Origin of the sequence: Arthrobacter glacialis (assembly GCF_002909445.1) — a bacterium.
GTDB classification, from domain to species: domain Bacteria; phylum Actinomycetota; class Actinomycetes; order Actinomycetales; family Micrococcaceae; genus Specibacter; species Specibacter glacialis.
Genome location: NZ_PPXC01000020.1, coordinates 32,034 through 56,294, shown reverse-complemented (window position 1 = coordinate 56,294; position 24,261 = coordinate 32,034). Strand labels below are relative to the sequence as shown.

The 24,261-nt window shown below is 63.2% G+C and carries 16 protein-coding genes; 5 read left to right on the top strand and 11 right to left on the bottom strand.

What is annotated here, in order from left to right; genetic code table 11:
* Positions 1-34 precede the first annotated feature (34 nt).
* Positions 35-943 carry a putative RNA methyltransferase gene (locus tag CVS27_RS18605; RefSeq protein WP_103467342.1) on the top strand — a complete coding sequence of 303 codons (909 nt, stop codon included), beginning with the start codon at positions 35-37 and terminating at the stop codon, positions 941-943.
* On the opposite strand, the gene yczE is transcribed toward CVS27_RS18605, so the two are convergent.
* Positions 940-1,614, bottom strand: a complete 675-nt coding sequence (gene yczE, locus CVS27_RS18600) for a membrane protein YczE (protein WP_207767570.1) — start codon at positions 1,612-1,614, stop codon at positions 940-942. The two genes, CVS27_RS18605 and yczE, sit on opposite strands and share 4 nt — an antisense overlap.
* A 59-nt stretch (positions 1,615-1,673) precedes the next feature.
* Between yczE and yczR the strand changes: the two genes are divergently transcribed.
* The 4 genes from yczR to CVS27_RS18580 all read left to right on the top strand — a co-directional run bounded on the left by yczR (position 1,674) and on the right by CVS27_RS18580 (position 5,167).
* Entirely contained in the window at positions 1,674-3,083 is a 1,410-nt protein-coding gene (gene yczR / locus CVS27_RS18595) for a MocR-like transcription factor YczR (RefSeq protein WP_103467341.1), read from the top strand.
* A 63-nt stretch (positions 3,084-3,146) separates the two neighbouring features.
* A complete protein-coding gene (locus CVS27_RS18590) occupies positions 3,147-3,632 on the top strand; it encodes an NfeD family protein (RefSeq protein WP_103467340.1) in 486 nt (161 codons plus the stop codon).
* 86 nt (positions 3,633-3,718) lie between these two features.
* Entirely contained in the window at positions 3,719-4,651 is a 933-nt protein-coding gene (locus CVS27_RS18585) for an SPFH domain-containing protein (protein ID WP_103467339.1), read from the top strand.
* A gap of 174 nt (positions 4,652-4,825) precedes the next feature.
* Positions 4,826-5,167, top strand: coding sequence for an RNA polymerase-binding protein RbpA (locus tag CVS27_RS18580; RefSeq protein ID WP_103467338.1), 342 nt, complete (start codon positions 4,826-4,828; stop codon positions 5,165-5,167).
* Positions 5,168-5,485: 318 nt separating this feature from the next.
* Here the strand turns inward: CVS27_RS18580 and CVS27_RS18575 are convergent, their stop codons facing one another.
* The 10 genes from CVS27_RS18575 to CVS27_RS18530 all read right to left on the bottom strand — a co-directional run bounded on the left by CVS27_RS18575 (position 5,486) and on the right by CVS27_RS18530 (position 24,240).
* Positions 5,486-6,631: a zinc-binding dehydrogenase gene (locus CVS27_RS18575; protein WP_243400271.1), complete on the bottom strand. Its 1,146-nt coding sequence runs from the start codon at positions 6,629-6,631 to the stop codon at positions 5,486-5,488.
* Positions 6,628-8,346: a PhnE/PtxC family ABC transporter permease gene (locus CVS27_RS18570; RefSeq protein ID WP_103467337.1), complete on the bottom strand. Its 1,719-nt coding sequence runs from the start codon at positions 8,344-8,346 to the stop codon at positions 6,628-6,630. The genes CVS27_RS18575 and CVS27_RS18570 overlap by 4 nt, the downstream gene beginning before the upstream one ends.
* Entirely contained in the window at positions 8,343-9,263 is a 921-nt protein-coding gene (phnC, locus tag CVS27_RS18565; RefSeq protein WP_103467336.1) for a phosphonate ABC transporter ATP-binding protein, read from the bottom strand. The genes CVS27_RS18570 and phnC overlap by 4 nt, the downstream gene beginning before the upstream one ends.
* Positions 9,264-9,287: 24 nt before the next feature.
* A complete protein-coding gene (locus CVS27_RS18560) occupies positions 9,288-10,229 on the bottom strand; it encodes a phosphate/phosphite/phosphonate ABC transporter substrate-binding protein (protein WP_103467355.1) in 942 nt (313 codons plus the stop codon).
* A 218-nt stretch (positions 10,230-10,447) separates the two neighbouring features.
* Complete coding sequence (locus CVS27_RS18555; RefSeq protein WP_103467335.1) at positions 10,448-11,434, bottom strand: hypothetical protein; 987 nt, start codon at positions 11,432-11,434, stop codon at positions 10,448-10,450.
* A gap of 153 nt (positions 11,435-11,587) precedes the next feature.
* Positions 11,588-12,598, bottom strand: a complete 1,011-nt coding sequence (fepB, locus tag CVS27_RS18550; protein ID WP_207767569.1) for a Fe2+-enterobactin ABC transporter substrate-binding protein — start codon at positions 12,596-12,598, stop codon at positions 11,588-11,590.
* A 111-nt stretch (positions 12,599-12,709) separates the two neighbouring features.
* Entirely contained in the window at positions 12,710-13,480 is a 771-nt protein-coding gene (locus CVS27_RS18545; RefSeq protein ID WP_165788351.1) for a 4'-phosphopantetheinyl transferase family protein, read from the bottom strand.
* A gap of 20 nt (positions 13,481-13,500) precedes the next feature.
* A complete protein-coding gene (gene entS, locus CVS27_RS18540) occupies positions 13,501-14,835 on the bottom strand; it encodes an enterobactin transporter EntS (RefSeq protein WP_207767568.1) in 1,335 nt (444 codons plus the stop codon).
* The gene (locus CVS27_RS18535) at positions 14,822-15,655 is read right to left on the bottom strand and encodes a siderophore-interacting protein (RefSeq protein WP_103467331.1); all 834 of its coding nucleotides are present in this window, start codon (positions 15,653-15,655) and stop codon (positions 14,822-14,824) included. Before CVS27_RS18535 ends, entS begins: the two co-directional genes overlap by 14 nt.
* On the bottom strand, positions 15,652-24,240 hold the full coding sequence (locus CVS27_RS18530; RefSeq protein WP_103467330.1) for a non-ribosomal peptide synthetase: 8,589 nt from the start codon (positions 24,238-24,240) through the stop codon (positions 15,652-15,654). Before CVS27_RS18530 ends, CVS27_RS18535 begins: the two co-directional genes overlap by 4 nt.
* Between the last annotated feature and the right edge of the window lie 21 nt (positions 24,241-24,261).

Sequence of the window (24,261 nt, the reverse complement as noted above, 5' to 3'; positions counted from 1 at the left end):
CGCCCCAGCGGCCCGCTCAACCTAAGATGGTTGCATGGAACCCTGCGTAGTTGAAGCTTTGTTGTGCCCCCATTGCGGCCTGGAATATATTGTCCCGCAGCCCGGTGCCAACAGCGTGGTATGCGTTGAGGGTCACAGCTTTGACGTAGCCCGCCAGGGCTACCTCAACCTGCTGACGGGACACGGCACCAAGTTCCTGCCCGACACCGCCGCCATGGTCAATGCACGGGACGCGTTCCTGGACGCGGGACACTACCAAGGTCTCAGCGATGCCTTGGCCCGGCAGGTGGAAGCCGCACTCCCGCCCACAGAAACCGCCCTGCTAGTGGATGCGGGCACCGGAACCGGCTATTACCTGCAACAGGTATTGGGCTTCCTGGGCGCTCGCAGCAATGAAGCAGTTGCCGGGCCTGAACACCGCGACAGCCGCCGCGTGGACGCCGTGGGACTGGACATTTCCAAGTTCGCCCTACGCCGCGCCGCCAGGCGGAACCCGCGCGCGGCGAACATTGTGTGGGATCTATGGCGCGCCCTGCCGCTGGGAGCCAACACGGCCGACGTCGTCCTGGTCATCTTTGCCCCGCGCAACGCGAGTGAATTTGCGCGCATCCTCAAGCCCGGCGGCTCGCTCATAGTGGTCACTCCCCTGCCGGCGCACCTGGCGGAAATTGCCAAGATTGCCGGACTGCTGGCTATTCAAGAGGAAAAGGAAGCTGCGCTGGTTCACTCAATGGCAAGCCACTTCTCGCTGGTAAGCAGCCATGAGGTGCTGTGTCCGCTGGAACTGAGCCCGGCGGATGTTGGCAATGTGGCCCTCATGGGTCCCGCTGGGCACCACCTGGATCCGGTGGCATTGGGTCAACAACTCGCCCAGCTTCCTGAATTGACCGCGGCCACGGCGGCCTTCCGAATTTCGGTGTTTGCCCCCACCAGCCAGGCCTAGTTCTGTTCGGCGGCCTGCAGCTTATCGGGGTTGTCCAGATCCACCATCTGAGATTTGGGTGTCTTGCCGTGCAGATCAACGTGCAGCCACTTCAGGGTTAGCTGCGTGAGGGGTCCCACGCCCAGGGCGAACGCTGCGGTTCCGGCGCCCACCACGCCACCCAGGAAAAAACCCAGGACCACAACGCTCAGCTCAATGCCGGAACGAACAAGCCACACGGGCCGTCCGGTGACGCGCACCAGACCTGTCATAAGGCCGTCGCGGGGGCCCGGTCCAAGACCGGCGCCAATGTAGAGCGCCGTTGCGAATGCCAAGATGAACAAGCCGGCAGCAAACGATGCCAGCTGCAGAGGCAGTTGGGTGGCCTGCGGGATCAAGGCCAATCCGAGGTCCGCGAACGCCCCCACCAGCAAGGCGTTGGCAATAGTCCCAAATCCGGGCCGCTGTTTGAGCGGAATCCAGAGCAACAAGACCAGTCCACTGATCAGGATGGTCCATACGCCAAACGAGAGGCCAAAGGTGCGGGACATGCCCTGCGAAAAGACGTCCCAGGGTGACGCGCCAATGTTTCCGCGGATCATCAGGGCGATGGCCACTCCGTAGAGGGCCAAACCAACGAACAGTCGGGTAAGGCGGATGGGCAGGGACGTAGTGGTAAGAAACTGGTGCATGAGACAAGTCTAGTCAAACTGGACTTACGCGAAAGGGCCAATTCCACTAATGTGGATTTATGAACTCTTTTGTCACCGGCAGACGGTTAGCGCGCGAACTGGGCGAATGGCGCAGCAACGCACCCGCCTACAGGGCCTTGGCCGAGCGCATTCGGGTGTTGTTGATGGATGGCAGGCTTTCCAGCGGCGCCAAGTTGCCGGCCGAACGCGAGCTGAGTCAGGCCTTGGATCTGAGCCGCACCACGGTCGCCGCGGCTTACTCCAAATTGCGCGACGACGGGTTCCTGGACAGCGTCCGGGGTTCCGGGAGCACCTTGCGCCTGCCCGGCCGTGAACGCGGCGAGCATGGCATGCACAATGGACTGGCCTTTGACTTCACGAAGGCCACAGCGCCCGCGTATCCGGGGATTCAGGCAGCTTACGCCGACGCTGTTGCACAGCTGCCCAACTACCTCTCCCATGACGGCTTTGACATGGTCGGCATGCCAGACCTTCGTGAAACCATCGCTCAGCACTATCGGGACAGGGGGCTGCCCACCTCGGCGGATCAAATCATGGTGACCATTGGCGCCCAACACGCCCTGAACCTGGTGACCAGGACGCTGTACTCGCCCGGCGAACGGATCATGGTGGAGCAACCCACCTATCCGCACGCGTTGGATACCTTCACCTCCATGGGGGCTCGCATCCTGGCATTTCCCGTGCGCCAGGATGGCGGCTGGGACTTGGCCCAGGCGCTGTTGCAGATACGCCGCGCCGCCCCCAGCATGGCCTTCCTCATGCCAGATTTTCACAATCCCACGGGCATGAGCATGTCCATCCAGGAACGCGAATATCTGGCTGCCGCGGCCGCGCGCGAAGGCACTGTCCTGGTGGTGGATGAGACCACGGCCCTGCTGGACATTGACCGCGGACCCATGCCGCCCATGGCCTCCTTCTCCCCCAGTGTGCTGACCCTTGGATCCTTGGGAAAAATCGCTTGGGGCGGCTTGCGCGTGGGCTGGATCCGCGGTCCGCGGGACATCATGGCCCAACTGTTGCGCAACAGGCCCGCCATGGATCTGGGCACGCCGCTGGTCGAACAGCTGGTGGCCACCACCTTGCTGCGTGACTTGCCCTCCATGATGGCAAGTCGAAGCCTGGATCTGCGCCGCGGCCGGGACACGCTGGTATCACTGCTGGCGGAGCACCTGCCGCAGTGGAAAGTTGAAGTCCCCGACGGCGGACTGTCCCTGTGGATCAACACCGAAACCATTTCCAGTTCGGCGCTCGCCCTGGCCGCCCGTGCCGAAGGTCTTGGTCTTGTGCCTGGGCCCCGGTTCGGCGTGGACGGCGCTTTTGAGAGGTACCTGCGCCTGCCTTTCTGCTACAGGGATGAACAAATGCGCGACGGCGTGAAAATCTTGGGCCGTTTGGGCCAACACGTTGGTTCCGACCCCTTAAGAATGCCCCTTCAGGCAGTAATTTAGCCGGAAATTTCCAGCCCAACGTAGTAGTGTCATAGGTACACATCAGTCTCTAAGGGGGACGAAATGCTTGAATGGATTAATGACTTCGGCTGGATCATCTGGCTCTCAGTCTTCTTGCTCCTAGCCGTTGCCGAGATGCTAACGCTGAACCTGTACTTCATCTTGATGTCAGTGGGTGCACTGGCCGCCTTGGTGGCCTTCTTGTTCCACGCCGAGCTGTGGCTGCAGATTGTGATCTTCTGCGTCGTTGCCCTGGCCACTACGGTTCTGATCAGACCCTTGGCCATGAGCCACCTCCACCGCGGACCGGCAGACCAACTCTCCAACATTGACCGGCTCATTGGCCACAAGGCTGTGGTCATTGAGTCCGTGAGTTCAAGTGGAGGTCTGGTGAAGATCGGCGGAGACATTTGGACCGCACGGATCAACACCGGAGTGGATGTACCCGTGGGAGCCACCGTGGAGGTCGCCTCCATCGACGGCGCTACTGCCATCATCGACTATCCCTCCGCGCAAAAATCAGCCGGACCGGCCACCACAACAGCCTGAGTACCGCAACGGTGCAGCAGGGCTTGACCTTGCGCGCCTTGACGGTATGAGCACACAGATTCTTTACACAGAAAAGAGGGGATTTCATGGGAGACGCTGGCACACTCGTGTGGCTATTTGTAATTTTTGTCCTACTGATATTCGTAGTAATCGTTCTAGTCCGTTCAGTGCGTATCATCCCGCAGGCCCGTGCCGGCGTGGTGGAGCGGCTGGGTAAGTACCAGCGCACACTCAATCCGGGCTTGACGGTCTTGATTCCATTCGTGGACCGGTTGTTGCCGCTGCTGGATTTGCGCGAGCAGGTTGTTTCCTTCCCGCCGCAGCCGGTCATCACCGAAGACAACCTGGTGGTCTCCATTGACACCGTGGTCTACTTCCAGGTGACGGATCCTCGTGCAGCCACGTACGAGATCGCCAACTACATCCAGGCTGTTGAGCAGTTGACAACAACCACCCTGCGTAACGTTGTGGGTGGTTTGAATCTTGAAGAGGCACTCACCTCCCGCGACCAGATCAACGGCCAGCTCCGTGGCGTGCTCGATGAGGCCACTGGCCGCTGGGGCATTCGCGTGAGCCGAGTTGAGCTCAAGGCCATTGACCCGCCCCTGTCCATCCAGGATTCAATGGAGAAGCAGATGCGTGCCGAGCGTGACCGCCGTGCAGCCATCCTGACGGCCGAAGGAACCAAGCAGTCAGCCATTTTGACTGCTGAAGGTGAGCGCCAGTCATCTATTTTGAAGGCTGAGGGTGATGCCAAGGCGGCCATCCTGCGCGCCGATGGTGAATCTCAGGCCATCCAGAAGGTTTTCAGTGCCATCCACAAGGGCAACCCCACGCAGAAGCTGCTGGCGTACCAGTACCTGCAGACGCTGCCCAAGATCGCCTCCGGTACGTCCAACAAGCTGTGGATCATCCCCAGCGAAGTGGGCGAAGCGTTGAAGGGCATCGGCAACGTTTTGGGCAACACGGCAACTGACGCGGACGACGCCGTCGAACCAACAGAGAGTGCCGCACAGTAGCTCGCGTCACACCAGCACCACCAACTGCATCAAGGGCGCGGCCAAGCACGTATAATAAGTGTTTGGCCGCGTGGCTTTTTGCCCGGCCGCCATTCAACGCTCATTGTCGCTCAGGAACAACTGTGCACAGTGCCGCGTTGAATCAAGAGACGTTAACAAATTTAGGGAGAAGTCATGAGCGATCGTAGCCTGCGTGGCATGCGCCTGGGCGCACAGAGCATGGAGACCGAATCCGGTGTTGAGCCGGCTCCTCGCCAGAGCGTGGAGTACCGTTGCGCCGACGGAGAGCAGGTCTTCGTGACCTTCTCCTCGGAAGCTGAAATCCCGGCAACGTGGATGTCCAAGACCGGCAAGGAAGCCCTGCTCGTCAACGGCGAGGCTCCTGACACCTCCAACGACAAGCCCGTGCGCACCCACTGGGACATGCTTCTGGAACGCCGCACCTTGCCTGAGCTGGAAACCATCTTGGCTGACCGCTTGACCATCCTGCGCGAAAAGCGTGGCGAGAAAGTCTAACTTTCACAAGATACACAAAAGGTGGGCCGCCCGATGATCGGGCGGCCCACCTTTTTGCATCCTGGCTGCCCTCCCCCGCACGTCACTGGACAGATAATGCCGCCATTACGCGTGGAAGCGGCATTATCTGTCCAGTGACGGGGCTCGTGCTGGTGGCCTAGCGTGCCGAGCGACGCCGGACAACCACCCAGGTGCCCAGGCCGGCGGCGATGAGGACCAAGCCACCGGTGAGTGTGCAGATAATGCCCCCAAAATTGGATTTTGGGGGCATTATCTGCACACTCACCGTGGGTGAGCCAGCGGTGGTCGAGCCCGCGGCTAGGGGATGATTCCTACACGCACGTGGCCGCCGGTGGTGGCTTCCGCAATGGCCTCATCCAGCTCGGACAGCGGGTAGCTGGTGCCGACCAGCTCAGCGAAGGGATAGGCGCAGTGCCGTTCCTCCAGGTACGCGACGGCGTCGATGAGATGCTTTGGCGCATAGTTATGGACGCCGCGGACGGTCTTCAGACCACGGACCACAGCTTCGGGATCGAGCTGAACCCGCCCTGCTGGGTGCACGCTGCCGACAAGAACGGCGACGCCGCCAATGTCCAGGCAGTCGATGGCCTGGGCAACGGCCGCCGAGGAGCCGGACGCCTCGATGGAGACATCCAAGCCATCCTGCAGGCCCAGGCGCGTCTGTACTGCCTCGAAGGAATCGGGCAGGCCGGCCGGGCTCATGGGGTCAACAGTTTCAATGGCGCCGAACCGCAGGGCGTTGGCGCGACGGGACGGATCCGGATCGGAAACAATGACGCGCGCTCCCCTATCGGTTGCTGCCGCGGCAACAGTGAGCCCCACCAGACCGGCACCTGTGACAAGCATGGTGGCACCGTCAAGATTCATGACGGAAGCAGCTGCGTCGATGGCGCCGATGGCTGTCGCCGAGGCGCAAGACAAGGGTGCAGCAATTTCACGCGGCATGGACGAGGCTACGGGAACAATGGTTGTCCCGGAGCGCAGGTGCACGTGCGTGGCGAAGCCGCCGCTGAGTTCCCAACCGTGGCGCACTTGTTCGTGACCGTACTTCGCCAGCTGGCGACACTTTTGCGGGACGCCCTTGAGGCAGCGGTCGCAGTCGCCGCAGCTGACCATGATGGACCAGATGACGCGGTCGCCGATGGCCAATGCTTGGCCGCCGGCGCGACGGGCGCCCTCCCCCACGGCCACAACCTTGCCGACTTGCTCGTGCCCCAGCACGAGTGGTGTGGGTGCACTGCGGCGGCCGTGAACAGTGTGAAGATCGGAGCCGCAGACCGTTGCGAACTCCACTTCAATCAGTGCATCCCCTGGCGCCAAATAGACCTCGGGTACGGCCATGAGCTGGTGTTTGGTGCCTTGCTTGATCCACGCCATGGCTGTGGGAGGGGGTGAAAGGGTGATGCGTGAGCCCTGGCAAGTTGCAGCATCGAATAGGCTCATCGGAACACCCGGCGCATCCACATGGCCAGGCCTTCAACGACCAGAACAGTTGCCAGGATCATGAGGACAATGGCCGTGACCACGCCGTACTTGGAGCCCTGGCCGGCGTTGAGCAGGTAGTAGCCGATGCCGCCACCTCCCACGATGCCCAGGATGGTTGCTGCGCGGACGTTGGTGTCCAGCAGGTAGAAGGTGTGGCCAATCAAGGACTGCACACCCTGCGGGAAGGTGGCGCCGGCAAAGACTTGCAGGCGTGTGGCTCCCGTTGCTGTGAGTGCGCGCTCTGGGCCGGGGTTGACCTCCTCGGAGGAGTCGGCAATGAGCTTGCCCAATAAGCCCACACCACAGATCGCCAGGGCCAAAGTTCCGGCCTGGCCACCCAAGCCCGTGACAACGATCAGCATGATGGCGAGGATCACCTCAGGAATGCCGCGAATCACTACCAGAATGAAGCGGCTGGCACTGCGAATGAAACCGTTGGGTGCCACGTTGCGGGCTGCCAGTGAACCAATCACCACCGAGCCCAACAGGGTCAAGAAGGTGGCGGCAAGGGCAATGGCAATGGTCTTCCACATGGCATCGAGCATGGTCCCGTATTCGTAGCTGCCGAAGGTGGGCGGCCAGAACTGCACGGCGATGGCGGGGACCTTGCCCCAGAAGGTGATGAAGTCGCGCCACTGGATGTCGCTGATGACAACGCTGCCTATCACCACCAGAACGGAAGTGATCCCCCAAACTACATTGCGTCGTCGAGCATTGGTCCAAGGGCGCACCAGCGCCTGCGCCGGACTGGCGAAACCGACGGCGTTGGCCATGGTCTCCCGAGGCGACTTTTTGCCGAAGCGGCGGACCAGGCGGTCGCCCATGCCACGGCCGGTGGGTGCATGGCCCAGCATGACCGAGCGAACACTGCTGGACACGACCTCCATGAGAACACACAGGGCGAAGATGACAATCGCGTAGCCCATGCCGAGCGAGTAGTCCATGGCCTTGAAGGCGTAGGACATTTCGCGGCCTAGGCCAATGATGCCCACGTAGCCGAGGATGACCGAGCCGCGCAGGTTGATGTCGTTGCGGTGCAGCACCGTGGCCACCCAGGAGGGCATGACCTGAGGGAAGATTCCAGACACAAATTCCTGCGTTTTGGTGCCGCCGGCGGCACGGATGGCCAGGCGCGGGCCTTCGTCCACCTGTTCGATGGCGTCGGCGAACATCTTGGAGATCATGCCCACAGAGTGGATGCCAATGGCCATGATGCCGGGCAGTGCGCCGAGGGAGAACATGAGGACAAAGACCATGGCGAGGACGACGTCGGGCACGGCTCGGGTGAGCACGCCGACGAACCGGCCGGCCCAGCGCCAGGCCGGGCCGGGGGTGGTGTTGGAGGCGGAGAGGATGGCCACGGGAACCGAGAGCACGGCTGCCAGAAGCGTGCCGCACAGGACCAGTCCCACGGTGAGGGCTGTCAGGTAGAGCAACTCCCCCAGCGGCGGGAAGGTCACGCCGCCAACGCGGATGAAGAAGCGTTCGGCGTTGTCCATGCTCTCAAACATCTTGGGAATCGAGATGTCGATGGCGACAAGTGCCTGGATGGCTATGACCAGGATGACCACAAGGGTGATCGAGGCGCTGATCCGCTCGGGCGAAATCTTGCGTTTGGGGGCCCCGGCAGCGATGCCGCGTACTGGCCCGGGGGTTAGAGCTGTGGCGGTCATGGGGCTTTGCGCCCCGCTCGAGTCGTGGCTGCGGCGGTGGCCAGATCGCGGGCAATGCGTTCACGGTGGCCGGGGGTGTCCAGCTCCTCGGCGATCGCCTGGAACTCGCTGGTGATGGTGGCAACTTCGACCTGGCCGTAGATGCCCATGGCTTCTTCACGGGTCATGTTCTCGGTGAGGGTGTTCAGGACAACCTTGCCGTGGCGCAGTCCTACGATCCTGTCGGCCCATGAGAGCGCCAGGTCCACCTGGTGCAGGCTGCACACCACGGTGAGGCCCTTGCTGCGGGCGATGTCGCGGATCAGGTTCATGACCTGGTCGCTGGACTCGGGGTCAAGGGAGGCTACCGGCTCATCGGCGAGCAGGATTTCCGGTTCCTGCATGAGGGCGCGGGCAATGGCAACGCGCTGCTGCTGTCCGCCGGAGAGGGTGTCTGCGCGCTGGTAGGCCAGCTGCAGCAGACCAACGGTTTCAAGATGTTCAAGGGCTGTCAGGCGGCGGGCCTTGCCATAGCCGAAGAGGCCAAGGCGTGGTCCACGGACCACCGCAAGCGAGCCGGTCAGCACATTTTCCAGCACGGTGAGGGAGGGCACCAACTCAAATTGCTGGAAGATGAAGCCGACGCGGCTGCGCAAGCGGCGGAGTGAACTTCCGGTCAGGCTGGAGAGGTCCTCGCCGAGGACCTGAACCTGGCCGGAAGTGGGAACTTCCAATCCGTTCAGGTGACGCAGCAGTGTTGATTTGCCAGATCCTGAGCGGCCGAGCAAAACCACGAGCTCTCCGCGGCCTGCCTCGAAGCCGACGCCGTCGAGCGCCTTGTTCTCGCCGAAGAGCTTGGTGAGAAAAGCAACCTTTACTGTCCTGTCGCGTTCAATGCCGGCAGTGGCAGGTAACGGCAAGCTTTGGGGATGGCCCATGGTTTTACTCCTAGTTTCCAGTACTTACTTTTTTGCCTGGCACTGTGTTGCGTTGGTGGTCTTGCAGATGTCGCGGATGGTGTCGTAGTAGGAATCCGTGACGGGCTTGGTCTCGTGGAACACGCTGCGGAAGGCTTCCGAATCGGCGTTCTCGACACCGGCTGCAATGATCTGGTCGATCGAGACTTCCTTCAAGGTGCTGATCAGCTTCTCCTGGAGGTCCTTGGGCAGGTCCGAGGACATGACGACGGGGGCACCGGGAACCTTGGTTTCACCAATGACGGTGACCTTGTCGTTCTTCGCAACTTCGCTGTCTTCGGCGAAGCCGGCTTCACACTCAACACCTTCGGCAGTCTTCTGGACGCTTACGTCGTGCTTGCCAGCGAAGACGGCAGTGACGTCCTTCTTCGGGTCAATGTCAGCCTTGAGCAGGTTGTAGCTGGGGAACAAGTAGCCGGAGGTGGAGGAAGGATCCACAAAGCAGACCTTCTTGCCCTTCATGCCGGCGATGTCCTTGATGGGGCTGCCCTTGGGGACGATTGCCTGGGAGAAGTAGCCGGGCTCTTCACCCTCCTCGGTGACGATCGAAGAAATGGGGGTGAGCTTGGCGCCCTGGTTTACTGCTGTGACGTAGGTGAAGCCTGAGAAGGAGGCGACATCGATCTTGCCGGCGTTGGCGGCTTCGATGAGCGCGGCGTAGTCGGTTGACTCGTGGTACTCGACCTTCTTGCCGGTCTGCTTGGCGATGTAATCCATCAAGGGGGTGTAGTTGGTCTCGGTATCCACCGAGTCAGGGACAACACCAAAAACAAGGGTGTTTGCGTCAACGGCAAACTTTCCGGCCGAGGCTCCTGCGTTGGCATCGGAGTTGGCTGAGTCGGCGGGAGCCGAGCAAGATGCCAAAGATCCGGTGAGGAGCGCCATGCTCAACAAGACTGTGGAGACAGAGCGGCGTGAGAGTTTCATTGTGTGATGGAGCCTTTCAAAGTCTGCATGCCGCAGGGATTTTCCCTGACCGGCCTTCAAAAGGTTACGGATCACTTCCTAACGGTTGACTAACTGAAGGCCACTCGATGGTGAACATTTGTTTGAGTAGCGTTCATGTACAGACAAGTGGGAATGGCGATGGCGTGTAGCTGGATGACCGTCCCCGCTCTGGGATCGGGGATACGGTGGCATGTTGTTCATACAAGTGGCAGCAGGTCCGCATGGTCTCTGGCATATGTACGGGCTCGACGGACGCGGATAATGAAGTAGGGGAAGAGGAAAGCGAGCACCCCAACAAGCGCGGCCAGCATGCCAACCGTGAATGCATCCACTGGCCCAGAGACTAGCCGCACCACTTGCTGTGCTCCCAGCCCGATGTACAGCAAGGCGAAATAGCTGACCATAAAGCCAAGGGTTGTCGGAATGACGGCAGCGTATTTCGCGGCAGCAATCTGCTCATTCTCATCAAGGTCGATCTGCTTGTTACGCAATACCACTTTGCTCACCTTCTGCATCGTGCCCATGTCGCGAACGGCAGCATCCCGCAGCTGAGCGTTCAATGGGAGCGTGGAATTAATACCCGCAAAGCTTGCCCCCATGGAAGCAAAACTCAACGCGAAGAGCAGGTGCACACCAACAGGTAGCGATTCCTCTGCATTGCCGACAATGCGGACAATGCCGAGAACGAGGATCCCGGCAATCAACACGACGATAAATGTGATCGCAATAATTGCGATTTTCCTGGCGATCTCTGCCCGAGTCACCGGGGCCCAGCTCAACTGCTGTGGATGGGCTTCGTCACGGCGGCGCAGCCAATCCCCGACCAGCACGCCAATACCGAGCAACACGATCTCGACGGCGATGAATGCACTGGGAAGCCACCAGCCCATACCCACGAAGACGGCGAAAATAGCGATTGCTATCGCGGCCAGGACTTCAAGGCCCAACACCACCCACAGCCAGCGCTTGTAGAAGTGACGGCTTGCCTCCGTCACTTTGACATTCCAATATGCGCGCATGGAACCAAGAGACACCGGACCATAAATCATCACAGTGAGGGCAAAGAAAGCCAGTAACTGAAAGCTCGTGGAATGGTCCGGAGATTGGGCAACGATCAAGAAAATCCCGCCGAACATCAGTGCCGTCGAAACGACCATGGAAAGAATGAAGGCTAGGACTTTCATGGTTGGGCCTTTCATCGACCGCGTATGGCGTACTCCCCGCATCCAACGCCTATCCGGGAAGATCGGTCAACATCCTTTTTGAAACCCGTGGTCCCCGGAATCACGATTCCGGGGACCACATTGTGCCCTTCCGGTGCTACTTTGTGAGTGGACCTAGCTGAAGGTCTCCCCCAGCAGATCCACGAGCTGGGTGGAGCTGTAGTAGTCAAGGCGGAACGATGTGGGGCCCATGGCGTGCACCTGGCCGGACTTGACCGAGGGCAGGTTGGCCAGCACCTTTTCGCTTTCAAAGGTTTTCACAAGTGTTTCGTCCGCACTGAGCAGGAACACAGTGTTTCCGTTGGCCGCCTTGGTCAAGTTTTCGAAGGAGACAAACGCAAAGTCCTGGCGTGCCTTCTCACTGGTGTCCAAGCCCTCGGGAACGTCGGCGATCTTAAAGCCCAGGGATTCCAGCACTGCAGCGTGGCTGCCGGTCTTCTTGGCAACGCCGTTGTCCTGGCCGGCGCCATTGAAACTGACAATGTTGGATTCGCCGGCGGGCAGTTTGATTTTGGCGGCTACGTCCTTGACATGGACGTCGTACTTGGCGACGGCGGCACCGGCTGAGCTCTCAGTGCCGGTGGCCTTGCCCAATTCCAGGGCCAGGTCCTGCCAGGACTGGCTGCCGTAGTTCACCACGATCGTGGGTGCAATGGCGCTGAGTTCCTTGTAGTGGTCGGCGGCGCTGTCGGCTCCCGAGGTGGATACGACAATCAAATCAGGGGCCGCAGCAACTACTGCTTCAAGATCGAACTCGAGGTTGGGATAGAGCACGCCAACGCTGCGTTCCTGGGCAACATCGGCCCACTGGGAGAAGAAGCCCTGCTTGTCTGTGACGTCGCTGGGGTTGGTGGCAGCGGAGGTGGTGACCGGGGCGTCGATGGCCAGCAGGGTCCCCGTCACGCTCAGCGAAGTGGAGGCAATGTTTTTGGGCCTGGTGGGGATCACTGTTTCGCCGGCCTCGTGGGTGATGGTGCGCGGCCAAGAGGCATCGCTGGCCGCAGCGGTGGCGCCAGCACTGGCGTTGGCGTTGCTTGCCTCACCCGCTCCGGAGCAGCCACTGAGGGCTATGCCGGCTGCAGCAAGGGCTGCGAACAAGGGAAGGATTGTGCGCTGAAACTTCACAGTATTGTCTCCTCGACAGGTGGTGCGTGATGGTGTGGACTGATGCGTCCTGAGGGGTTCGAGCGCCGCATTTTCGTGCGCTCGTCGATGAAAACTTAGCATAGCCTACCCTTAGTTCCTAATGGGCCATGTTTTTGTTGCGTAATTGACAATGTGAGTCGCTGAGAATGTCGTTTCGTGACATATGACGTCGGCAGTTCCACTCACAGCCAGCGCCGCCGAGTAACCTTGCGGGGCTTGAATCAGCTGCACAGTTACTGGTTGAAGGCCCGCAACCACGGCCGTGGAGTGTGTGCCAGCCCCAGCAAAGTCCATTTGCGCAGGGTCCCTTAGCAGCCCCTCACCGGAGGCTTTGAGCACTGCTTCCTTGCGGACCCAAAAGTCTGCCCGCTGCCGGGCGCGCATGGCGGGCGGCAGGATGGCCACTACTGAACGTTCCTGCGCGGAAAGAGCTACCCGGTCAAAGCCGGTGAAATCCGTGGCCCGGTGTTCCTCCACATCAACGCCAATGGAAGCTCCCTGGGTCACGGCCACAATGACCTGACCGCCGGCATGGGAAACGTTGGCCTGTAGCGGCCTGGCCAATCCGGCCACGGTCCCGTGGCGGAGCACGGGCTTGCCACCCTGCCCCTCCGGGGCCAGCAAGCTGACGCTGAAAGGATCGATACCAAACTCTTGCGCCAACAGGTGTTTTAGCAGCACGCGGGCCGTGGCGGAACGGTATCCGTCCGCGGGCTGCCGTTTCACAGCCACCATGGACTGTTCCGCCGGGCTCAGGAGCACCGACTGGGACGTTGACGGTTCAACTGCTGCCTGAGCAAACCACACAACGGCAGCCGGGGACCATGTCTCCCCGACGCCGGACGGCGTAGGCTCCCTCACGCCGTGCCCATTCCCCGGGGTCATGGCTTGGCGGAAGCAGGAGAACTGGAGACGACAGCCTGCGCGGGATCGGCGTCGAACCTCTGCGGCGAACTTGCATCAAGGGCACCCGTGCGGCGCAGGGCGCCAAACCCCAGCAGTCCGGCAGTGCCCAGAACTGTGGCCGCAGTACCGAAAATCAACACGGCCATGGTGGCGGGGACGGCCCGGCCCAAACCGCCAAGGCCCAGGGCACCCACGGAATCGCTGCCCACTTCCTGCGCCATCCACAGGGCATTGACCCGCCCCAGCAGGTGATCCGGCGTGTGGGCCTGCACCAGCGCGTATTGCAAGATGCCGCTGAGGGAACTCAGGGCCCCAAAAATGGTCAAGAGCATCAGGGCACTGGCCAGATCGCGACTGAAGCCCAGGGCGGCAAGCGAAACGAACGAGGCAATGGAGAACAACGCCATGGCCCACCCCGGGCGCCGTGCCTGGCCGATCCAGCCGCTGAACAAGGTGGCAACCACCGCCCCACAGGGAACGGCCGCATACAGGAGCCCCGTGCCCTGGGCGCCAACGCCCAACGCCACGACACCCAGCGCCGGCAGCATGATCCTGATGCCCGATGCCATGGTTTCCAAAGTGCCCAGCACCACGACAGCCCGGACAACTGGCTGCCGGTAAACAAATGCCGCACCTTGGGCGGCCGCCAGCAACGGGTGGCTGCGTGGCCCGGTCATGTCCGGTTTCAGCGATGGCAGCCCCGTCAGCAAGGTGATGGTCAGTAGGGTGGCCGCGGCGGCTCCAGCATAGGTCCAGCCCACCCCGGCCGCGGCAATAATGACCCCACCCAACGCCGGCGAGGCCATGGTGCCCAGCCGCACGGTCAGCATGTTCAGGGCACCCGCGGCAGCAAGTTTGTCTCGTGGCACCAACGTTGGCGTGACCGCCATGAGCGCCGTGACGCTGAGCGCGCCGAAGAAGCCGTCCACCCCGCCCACCACGTAAATGGCAGCCACGGAGGGTTCCGACAGCCAGGCATTGACGGCCAAAACGGCAAAGCCCGTGCCACCGATCATGCGTGAGTAGAGAATGATTTTGCGCCGATCGAACCTGTCAGCCAGGTCACCGCCCACCAGCAGGCCGGCGAAAGCGCAGAGCCCTTCCACGGTGGCCGCAATGCCCACCTGGAGCGTAGATCCGGTCAGCTCAAAGATCTGCATCGGAACGGCCACGGCCAGCATGCCCAGTCCAAAGATGGAGATGGTGCGGGCTATGAAGATGCGTCTGAAGGCCGCACTGGTGCGCAGGGGGCTGGTGTCAATCACGAGCCCGGTGAAGAACCTGCTTTTGGCCGGCTCAGTCATCGTCATCTTGCTCGTGGTGGTCCAGTCCGGCTATTCCCTGCTTCCAGTAACCGTCAATATCCACATGCTCCGCCGGGATTTCCAACACGTCACGCACATGGCGGCGGATGGGTTTGATGGCAGCAGCCTCCCCCGCCACCCAAACGAACAGGTCCCCCTCGGGCCGGACAAATTTTTGCACCGTTTCCATCAGCACGGCCGGTCCATGAGCCAAGCGGTCCAGGTACGTGACGTTGATGCCCGGACGGTCCGCTAGGGCGATCCTTTCAATCTGATGGGCAATGCTGATGAACACCTCTGCCCGGGCGCCACTGGGCAATTCCTCAATCCAGCGGGCCATCGCCGGCAGGGCCGTTTCATCACCAGCTATCAGGTAGTTTTCAAAGTCGGCCGGATAGAGGTGTGAGCCCCGCGGACCCAGCACCCCCAGCGGATCACCCAGGGCTGCGTTCTGGGCCCAGCGACCGGCAACCCCGTGGTCGTGGAGCACAAAGTCGAGCGTGAGCCGGCGGGCGGCGGCATCGTAGGAACGCACCGTATAGTCACGGAAAATGGGCCGGGGCCGTCCCTCAGGCATCACCAAACGGTCATCGGCCACTGTGGGCAGGTGGATCTCACCCGACTCGATTTCGGGAAATACCACCTTGACGTGATCCGAGGCCGCCAGGGGTTCAAAGGGAAACGGCTGGGCCAGATCGTCGCCGCTGAGCACAATCCGGCGCATGGCGGGCGCCAGGGTTTGAACATCCACAACCCGGAGCAGGCGGGGCACCAGGGGGTGCAGGCGCAGTTTTACTCTGGGTTCGCTGGTGGTTGGGGTGGTCATTCTGAAGCCTTTCGGTGGATGGTGCCGGGAATGTCAGCGAGTAGTTTGGCCAGCTGGGGGCCGAGCGTGGACAGGGTGTCCGGGGTCAGGATGTCTTCGTGGGCGCAATCCACAGGGTGGACCCGCAGGCTGTCCACTCGTTTGGCCCATGCGCGTTCCGGGTCGAAACCCTCCGGCACTGTTGCGGTGGCCACGAAGAGTTCGGCCCGGCCTGGGAAGTGATCCGTGCTGGCGGCGGAGAGCAGCCTGACCGAGTCCTTGTAGTTGGCAATAATCTCCGCCGTCATGGCGTCCTGCTCCGCACGGGATCCGTTGTCGCCGCCGTCGATCCCCTGCTGTTCACGCTGCGCCTCGGCGGCGATCTCCGCTTCCGCCCCTGCACCCCAGTCCTGGTCTTCCGGCGGGTAGGTGTCCAACAGCCCCAGGAACGCCACCTGCTCCCCCTCGGCGGCGAGCCGCGCGGCGATGGCCTGGGCTATGGTGCCGCCCAGCGAATAGCCCAACAGCTTGTACGGCCCGTGGGGTTGCACGGAGCGAATGCTGGTGTAATGCCGGGCGTGCACCTCTGTAAGTTCCGCAGATGTGGCGAGAGGGCCCGTGGGGCGCGGTGATTGCAGCCCAATGAGCGTCTGTTCGGGGTCCAGATACGGTGCCAGGGACCTGTACTGCCAGGCGAACCCCGACGCCGGGTGGATGCAGAACAGCGGATCGGTGCTGCCGCTGCGGAGGGGCAGGATCTCGGCAAAGGCCTCCCGGCCGTCCGAGGCGCCGGCGATCTGCCGTGCCAGGGCCTCCACGGTGCCCGTTGTCATGATGGTGCCCACGGGCACCTTGCTGCCCAGCGCCCGGCCCAGCTCGGCGGCGAGCCGCATGGCCAGCAAAGAATGCCCGCCGAGGGCGAAGAAATCGTCCCCGGCACCGGTCACCGGCAAGCCCAGCACCGTGGCGAATGCAGCGGCAACAGTTTCCTCCAGCAAGCCGGCAGGTGCCCTTCCACTGGATGCTGCCAGGGTTGGGACGGGCAGGGCGTTGCGGTCCAGTTTTCCGTTGCTGGTCAGGGGCAGTGCCGCCAACACCATGAACGACGCCGGGATCATGTGTGCGGGCAGGCGCCCTGCACACTGCTCCCGGCAGAGCGAAAGCAACTCCTCCGGGCCGGCCACGCTGGCAGCCGCGCCGGGCACCACGTAGGCAATGAGGGATCTGTTGTCGGCGCCCGCCATGGCCGCCGCGCCGCCCAGGGACTTTGCGGCCACCACGGATGCCTCCACACCAGGCACAGCTGAGAGTACGGCCTCAATCTCACCGAGTTCGATGCGCTGGCCGCGGATCTTGATTTGCTCGTCGCCACGTCCCAGGTATTCGAGGTCCCCGTTAGCCAGGCGTCGCACGATGTCGCCGGTGCGGTACATGCGGGCGCCGGAGTCGAAGGGATTGGCGACGTACCTGGCTGCGGTGAGGCTCGGCCGGCCCAGATAAGCCGTGGCCAACTGCTCACCGGCCAGGTACAGCTCCCCTGCCACTCCCGGTGGAACCTGACGCAGCATCCCGTCCAATACATGCAATTGCGTGTTCCAGACCGGGGCGCCGATGGGCACCGAGGTGGAGACTTGCCCTGCAACAGCTTCCGCACCGGCAAAGAAGCTCACATCGATGGCCGCCTCGGTGGGCCCGTACAAATTGTGGACGGGCACGTCGAAGCGGTTCTGGGCCGCAGCGCTCAGCTCCCGCGATAGGGCCTCGCCGCTGCAGAACACCCGGCGCAGGGCCGGGAGGGCACCAACCTGGATGGAATCGGCCAGGAAGGCGGCCAGCATGGATGGCACAAAGTGCACCGTGGTGACAGCACCGCGCCGCATCAGCGCGTGGAGCTCCGCCGGGTCCTTGTGGGCCTCGGCAGGAGCCACCAGCTGCGCGGCGCCGGCGATGAAGGGCCAGAAGAATTCCCACACAGAGACGTCAAAACTGGAGGGCGTTTTTTGAATCACCACATCGCTGGCGTCCAGCGGATGGGCGTCCTGCATCCACAACAGCCGGTTCACAATGGCGGCGTGCGGCACCACCACTCCCTTGGGCAGCCCGGTTGAGCCGGAGGTGTAGATGACGTAGGCAGGATGCGCAGGTGACAGCTCCGACGCGACTTGCGCACGCCAGCCCATGTCGGTTTCTGCGGGCTGCGCGGTAGGCTCCTCGGGTACCAGGATCTTGGTGACGGACTCGGGGAAACCAGCCGCCAGGGCCGAGGTTGTCAGCACAACTGTTGGTTTGGCGTCGGCCAGCATGTAATCGAGCCGTTCCTTGGGATAGCCGGTATCCAGGGGCAGGTAGGCGGCACCGGCCTCAATCACGGCCAGCAGCGCGATGCTCAACTGGGCGGAGCGCGGAATGCTGACAGCCACAATGTCGCCAGTGCGCACACCTGAACGGCGCAGGCGGGTGGCCAATGCCCGCACCTGGTAGCGGAGGTCGGCGTAGCTGAGGGTGGAGTCCCCGGCACGCAATGCCACAGCGCTGGGCACCGTGGATCCACGCGTATCGAGCAAATCGCGTAGCGTCGCCGGTGCAACCGGGCGTCCAGTGGCGTTGAGCTTGTCAATGGCTGCCTTCTCCGCAGGCAGCAGGGAAGCGGTGGTGGCCAAGCTTTCCTTGGAAGTAGAGGTGATGCGCGCCAGAGCAGCCAGGAAGCGGGGCAGGATGGTGGAGCCGGCGGCGGCACCCAGCCTGTGCTCCACCACCACCTTGTAGCAGTCATTCTCGGGCAGAATCAGGACAGTCAGCGGGTAGTGGGTGTAGCCGCGGTTGCCCAGGCCCGTCACCACCAGCTCGGTGCCCCCTGCCTCCGCGGATTCGCCATCCTCGCCGGGATAGTTTTCCATGACAAACAGCGAGTCGAACAAGGTGCCGGTGCCGGCCAGCTGCTGAATCTCGGCCAGGCCAAGACGGGCGTGCCCACGCAGTTCCACCTGGTCAAGCTGTAGTTGCACCAGGTGCGCGGCTGGAGCCAGCGATGGGTTGAGCTGCACCCGGACGGGAACGGTGTTGGTGAACAGACCAATGACGCTGTGGCTTTGTTCGTCCTCGCGCCCGGAGACTGTGGTGCCAAAAACGACGTCGAGCTTGCCTGTCAGCTCCGACACCATGAGGGCGTGGGCCAGGGCAAAGACGGAATTGTGCGTCACCCCGTGCTTGAGAGCTATGGCGGCAAGGGCCGTGCAGAGCGCAGTATCCAAGGTGGCGGCGGCTTCCAACGGCTCCCCCGCAGCGGCATGAGGAACCAGCGTGCCTTCCAGCAGGGCTGGCGTGGCGCCCTCAAGTGCCTGCGACCAGGCTGTCCTGTCTGCCTCCACAACGCGACGGGCGTTGGCGGCGGCCACGTACATTTGAAGCGCATTGGAAGTGCCCGTGCGGCCAGTGTTGTAGCACTCCAGCAGGGCCTTGACGATCAGCGGCGTGGACCAGCCATCCACCAGGAGGTGGTGGGCGCTGAGGAGCAGCCGTGCCGAACCGTCGGTCCACCACACCAGCCGGGCGGCCAGCAACGGTCCCCGCTCCACGTTAAAGGCACGTGCAGCCTCCTTGCGCTCAAGATCGCGCGTGGCGGCCGCGGGGTCGGTGTGATCGGCAACGAGGATTTCGGCAAAGTCGATGGGTGCCCGGAACGCAGGGTGCGGTATGACCTGGACAGGTACTGCGCCGACGCCCAGGTTGAAGGAGGTGCCCAGCTGCGGGTGTGCGTCCAGCATGAGTTCCAGTGCTGCTCGCAGTCGCTCGCCGGAAACCTTCCCTTCCAGCTCCAATACCGTCACCGAACTGTAGTTGCCGCCCTGGGCGCCGAGCTGATCGTGGAACAGCAGGCCCAGCTGGAGGGGGCCCAACGGCAGCACTGCCACTGCGGGGCCGTGGCCAGCCTCAATGCGGGCCAACGCTGCTGCGTTCAGGCCCGTGCCGGGAACATCGGCCGGCACCAGGGTTGCTGCCGACAGCGCGGGCGTGGAACGGGCATACTCTGCCAAAGTTGCGGCGATGCTTTCCATGGCCGCGGTCACGGCTTCCGCATCCGCTGCATCCAGCAGCCGTGCCGCCCAGGTCCACCCCAAGGCGAGCTGTTCGCCGTCGAGGAAGGCGTTGAGTTCCAGCGGATGGGTCAGGGCCATGGCTCCGTCCTGGCTGACAGCAAATGCGTCGACAAAAACTGTGCCCTGTTGGACGGGGGTGAAATGGCCCGCCGCCTGCTGGAAGCGGCCAAGGTAATTCACCAACAATGCCGGCGGATTCTGTGCGGCAGCGGCACGCAGTTCGGGTTGATTCGCCGCATCCAGGTAGCGCAGAATTCCGTAGCCCATGCCGTCTGCCGGGGTGGAGCGCACCGCCTGCTTGACCACGCGAAGCAGGGAGGCGGAATCCCCCGGGCCGTCCAGCAGCCGGTCAGCGATGCCGGCCACGTCCAGGAACAGCGGGTGTTCATCCGTGAGCCAGCCAACGGTGCGTTCCAGATCGTCAACCTCGCTGTGGCGCCCGTGGGATTCCCGGGTCAGCTGCAGGGATCGCCGGCCAAAGTGGCTGGCTACTGCCAGTGCCGTCACGGCCAGCAGGGTTTCCTCAACCGTGGCGGCGTACGCTTCCGGAAGGGTCGCCAGGATGGCTGTGGTGGCCTGGGTGCTGAGCAGGATGCGGGCAGTCCCAGCAGAGTTGTGGGTGTCCAGCGCCGGATCGAGGGACCCGCGGCCCAACGGATCCGTGCCGCCCTGCAGTTGCCGGAACCAGTGGTCCAGTTCGGAGCGGCGGGACTCCTTGTGCGCACCGAGTTGCCGGCCCCACTGGCGCAGCGAGGTTTGTTCAGCCTCGAGCCGGGGGCGCTGGTTAGCCAGCAGCATGGTGACAGCCTGCTCAAGGTCGGGCAGCAGGGTGCGCCAGGAGACGCCGTCGACCACCAAGTGGTGAATGGCGAGGACCAGCTGCCGGTTCCCTGGCTGGGTGCTGGCGAGCAGCGCGGCCTGAACCATGACGCCGGTGGCCGGATCGAGGCGCAGGGCCGCCGCCGGGAACTCCGTGTCCGGGGTGGCCAAGGGCTGATCCGTGCGGTCGGCGACGGTACGGGTTACGACGTCGGGAATCGCCTCGGGAGACGGAATGCTCAGTTCCCCGCCGCTGATACGTGCGCACAGGGCCGGGTGGACGCGGAACAGCTCCGCAAGTGCTTCACCGAGCAGATCAGCCGTGAGCGCCCCAGGAACGGTGATACAGACACCCTGCGCGCAGTGGGCGCTCAGGCCGGCAGTTTCGGCAAACCAGTGCTGGATGGGCAGTGCGTCCACCAGGCCGGTGGCCTCCACAGTGGGACGAGGCTGTGATTCCAGTGGGACCAAGGCTCTTGCCATGGCGGCGGGGGTCCTTTGGGCGAAGACATCCCGGGGGCGCAGCTGGTGGCCTGCCCTGCGCGCGGCACCGCACACGGCCATGGCGGAAATACTGTCGCCGCCAAGCATAAAGAAGTCATCGTCGGGTCCCACGGAAGGCTGGCTCACCACAGTGGCCACGGCCGCGCACATCAACGCTTCAAGGTCATTGGCCGGGGGTCTGCTGCGCCCGGCCGCCGGGGCCGTGGGGGCGGGGAGTGCTGCGCGGTCAACTTTTCCGTTGACGGTCAGCGGCAGCGCAGGGATCCGCACCAGCACGGCGGGCACCATGTAATCAGGCAGGGACGCCGCTAGGAGAGCGCGCAGCTGCGCCTCCGGGGCAATTTCTCCGGCCAGCTCGCTGCCGGCAGCAGGTACAAAGTAGCCAATGAGCCTGTTGGTATGGCCCAATTCCTGGGCAATCACCACGGCGGAAACCACGTTGGGCAGGCTGCCTAGGACGTCCTCCACCTCGCCCAGCTCCACCCTGTGCCCGCGCACCCTGACCTGGTCATCGACGCGGCTCAGGTAGTCAATTTGGCCGTCGCGCTGCCATCGGACCAGATCCCCTGTGCGGTACATGCGCACGCCGGAACCGAACGGGTCCGCCACAAAACGTGAGGCCGTCAACCCGGGGCGGCCCAGGTAGCCGCGGGCCAGGCCGTCGCCGGCAATGTACAGCTCTCCAACAACCCCCACGGGCACCTGGCGCAGCCGCTCATCGAGGATGTACACCCGGGTGTTGCCGATGGGGCGGCCCACCACGGGGTGCGGGGAATCGGCAACGGATGCCCCCAGCGTGTCCACCGAGTACTCGGTGGGGCCATAGAAGTTGTGGCTGTGCGTGCCGGTGTTGCTGTGGGCGCGCAGGGCAGTCCAGAACGACGCCGAGGCGGCCTCCCCGCCAAAGAGAATCAGGGCCGGGTGGTGCTCCCCCGGTGCCAGCAACCCGCATTCGAGCAACTGCGATCCCAGGGACGGAGTGACATCGATGGCGTCGATGCGATCGGCCCGGACCAGGTCCACAATGGCCTGCGGGTCCCGGCGCTGTTCATCGTCCAGGACGTGCAGCTGGTGGCCCAGGTACATCCAGATCAATTGTTCCCAGGAGGAATCGAAGGAGAACGACGCACTGTGGGCTGCACGGACTCGACGGCCTGCGAGCGCTTCCCCTGTTTCTCCGAAGACACCTGCTTCATGGTTTGCGATCAGGTTGGACAGCCCGGTGTGGGGTGTCATGACACCTTTGGGCTTTCCGGTGGAGCCGGAGGTGTAGATGATGTAGGCCAGGTCGGCGGGGGTGACGGGGCGCAGCCGTTCGGCTTGTTGGATGGCGCCGCCGGTTTCCCGTGCGATGACTTCCCGGTTGGCCGGGGAGTCGATGGTGACCACGTGTCCGTTGAAGGGCAGCGTGGATTGGAGTTCGCAGGTGGTGATAAGGACCTGGGGTGCGGCGTCCCCGAGCATGTACGCAAGGCGCTCACCGGGGTAGTCCAGGTCCAGGGGCAGGTAGGCGGCGCCCGCGGTGAGTACAGCGGCGATGCTCACCACTGTGTCCATGGAGCGTGGGAGTGCGACGGCGACCACCTGGCCTGGTCCGACGCCGCGGTTGATGAGGTGCCTGGCCAATGCGTTGGAGCGCTGGCCCAGTTCGGCGAAGCTCAGGGAGTCCTCGCCTGCCACAAGGGCCGTGTCCGGGCCCTGCCGGGACACCAGTAGGTCCAGGCGCTCCATGACAGTGGGGGTGAGCGTACCGGAGGAGGCGCCCATACCCTTTGAGGCGCCCAGGTCGGGTCCTGTGCCCCATTCCCCGGCAATGGTGCCGAGTTCACTGGTCAAGGGAAGCACAGCCATTGCGGGGTTGACGTCATCGCTGGCTGCGAGCGCCGTGATCCAGGCGTGCAGGCGTTCGCCGTGAAGTGTAAGTTCAGCGCCTGTGTACCGGGCCGGGGCGGCTTCGATTTCGACGACAATGGCGCCGTGGTCCTTGTAGACGGCGAATTCCAGGTCATCCACGGGTCCTGCGGACAGGTGGCGGGTGGAAAGCGTGACTCCGGGCAGTTCGAACATGTATTCGAAGATCTTGAGATTGAGTACCGGGCCGTGGAGGGCAGAGTCACTGCCTACCAGTCCGGCGTCGCGGAGAATCTGTTCGGCGCCGTAGCGGCTGTGCCCGCGGACGGCGCCCATGGCTGCCGCCGTCGCCTTGGCCATCTCACCCAGGGACAGATCGTGTGGGAGGTGAAGCCGCAGTGGCATCACGGCAACGACGGGTCCGGCTGCTCGCAGGGCTGCCGTTCCCATGCGCCCCATGAACGGAATGCCCAGCACTACCTCGGAGGCATTGCCCATCCGCGCCAGGTAAGTGGCAATGGCTGTGGTCAGTACATCGGCCCAGCTGACCCTGTGAGCAGCGGCGATGCGCGAAAGCCTGGCAGTGAGGGCAGCATCTAGGCTGATTTCGCTGCGCCGGGCTTGCCCTTGCGCTGCGGTCAGTGATTCGGGGACTGCCAAGGTCAACGCCGTTGGCAGCTCTGCGCAGTAATCGCGCCAGAAAGCAGCATCCGCCTCCTCGGCGTCGGAGCCCCGGTAGCTGGCCTCTGCCGCACACACCTCCGCAAAGGAAGTGAAGGCAGGCGCCGGTTCGGGTGTGCCTTGAACCAGAGACGCGTAGTGGGCACCGATGTGCCGGGTGATGGCGCTGAAGCTGTAACCATCCACCAGGATGTGGTGGTAGCGCTGGTACCAGAACCAACGGCTCTCCCCCACCCGCAGCAGCAATTGCCGGTACAGGGCATCCGCCCCGGTCAGCGATACTGCCGTACCAAGGTCTGCGCCCATCAGCTCATGGGCGGCAGCCTCTCCGTCGGGACCGTTGGAGCGCAGGTCAATGACTTCCAGGACCTCAGGGTTGTTGTGCTCTTGCCATTGCATTGGTGCCCCCGCGACTTCACCGAAGCGGAAAGCCAAGGTGTCCGCCGACTGCAGGCCTCGGCGTACTGCCTCGGCCAGCGCCGCGGAGTCCAGCTCGCCGTCGATCTGGCTATAGCGGGCAACGTTGTAACTATTACTCTGCTCCCCCTCTAGCTGATGGGCATACCAAATGCCCGGTTGAGCACCAGCCAGGGGCAGCAGGGTGGGGGCATCCAGTGGTTGCTGGTGCTGGGCAAGGGTTGGCGATGACGGCATGGAAGTTCCTGTCGGTAAAGA

Coding starts and splice junctions, on each gene's coding strand:
- CVS27_RS18605 (WP_103467342.1), top strand. CDS start 35: ATGGAACCCTGCGTAGTTGAAGCTTTGTTGTGCCCCCATTGCGGCCTG.
- yczE (WP_207767570.1), bottom strand. CDS start 1,614: ATGCACCAGTTTCTTACCACTACGTCCCTGCCCATCCGCCTTACCCGA.
- yczR (WP_103467341.1), top strand. CDS start 1,674: ATGAACTCTTTTGTCACCGGCAGACGGTTAGCGCGCGAACTGGGCGAA.
- CVS27_RS18590 (WP_103467340.1), top strand. CDS start 3,147: ATGCTTGAATGGATTAATGACTTCGGCTGGATCATCTGGCTCTCAGTC.
- CVS27_RS18585 (WP_103467339.1), top strand. CDS start 3,719: ATGGGAGACGCTGGCACACTCGTGTGGCTATTTGTAATTTTTGTCCTA.
- CVS27_RS18580 (WP_103467338.1), top strand. CDS start 4,826: ATGAGCGATCGTAGCCTGCGTGGCATGCGCCTGGGCGCACAGAGCATG.
- CVS27_RS18575 (WP_243400271.1), bottom strand. CDS start 6,631: ATGAGCCTATTCGATGCTGCAACTTGCCAGGGCTCACGCATCACCCTT.
- CVS27_RS18570 (WP_103467337.1), bottom strand. CDS start 8,346: ATGACCGCCACAGCTCTAACCCCCGGGCCAGTACGCGGCATCGCTGCC.
- phnC (WP_103467336.1), bottom strand. CDS start 9,263: ATGGGCCATCCCCAAAGCTTGCCGTTACCTGCCACTGCCGGCATTGAA.
- CVS27_RS18560 (WP_103467355.1), bottom strand. CDS start 10,229: ATGAAACTCTCACGCCGCTCTGTCTCCACAGTCTTGTTGAGCATGGCG.
- CVS27_RS18555 (WP_103467335.1), bottom strand. CDS start 11,434: ATGAAAGTCCTAGCCTTCATTCTTTCCATGGTCGTTTCGACGGCACTG.
- entS (WP_207767568.1), bottom strand. CDS start 14,835: ATGACGATGACTGAGCCGGCCAAAAGCAGGTTCTTCACCGGGCTCGTG.
- CVS27_RS18535 (WP_103467331.1), bottom strand. CDS start 15,655: ATGACCACCCCAACCACCAGCGAACCCAGAGTAAAACTGCGCCTGCAC.
- CVS27_RS18530 (WP_103467330.1), bottom strand. CDS start 24,240: ATGCCGTCATCGCCAACCCTTGCCCAGCACCAGCAACCACTGGATGCC.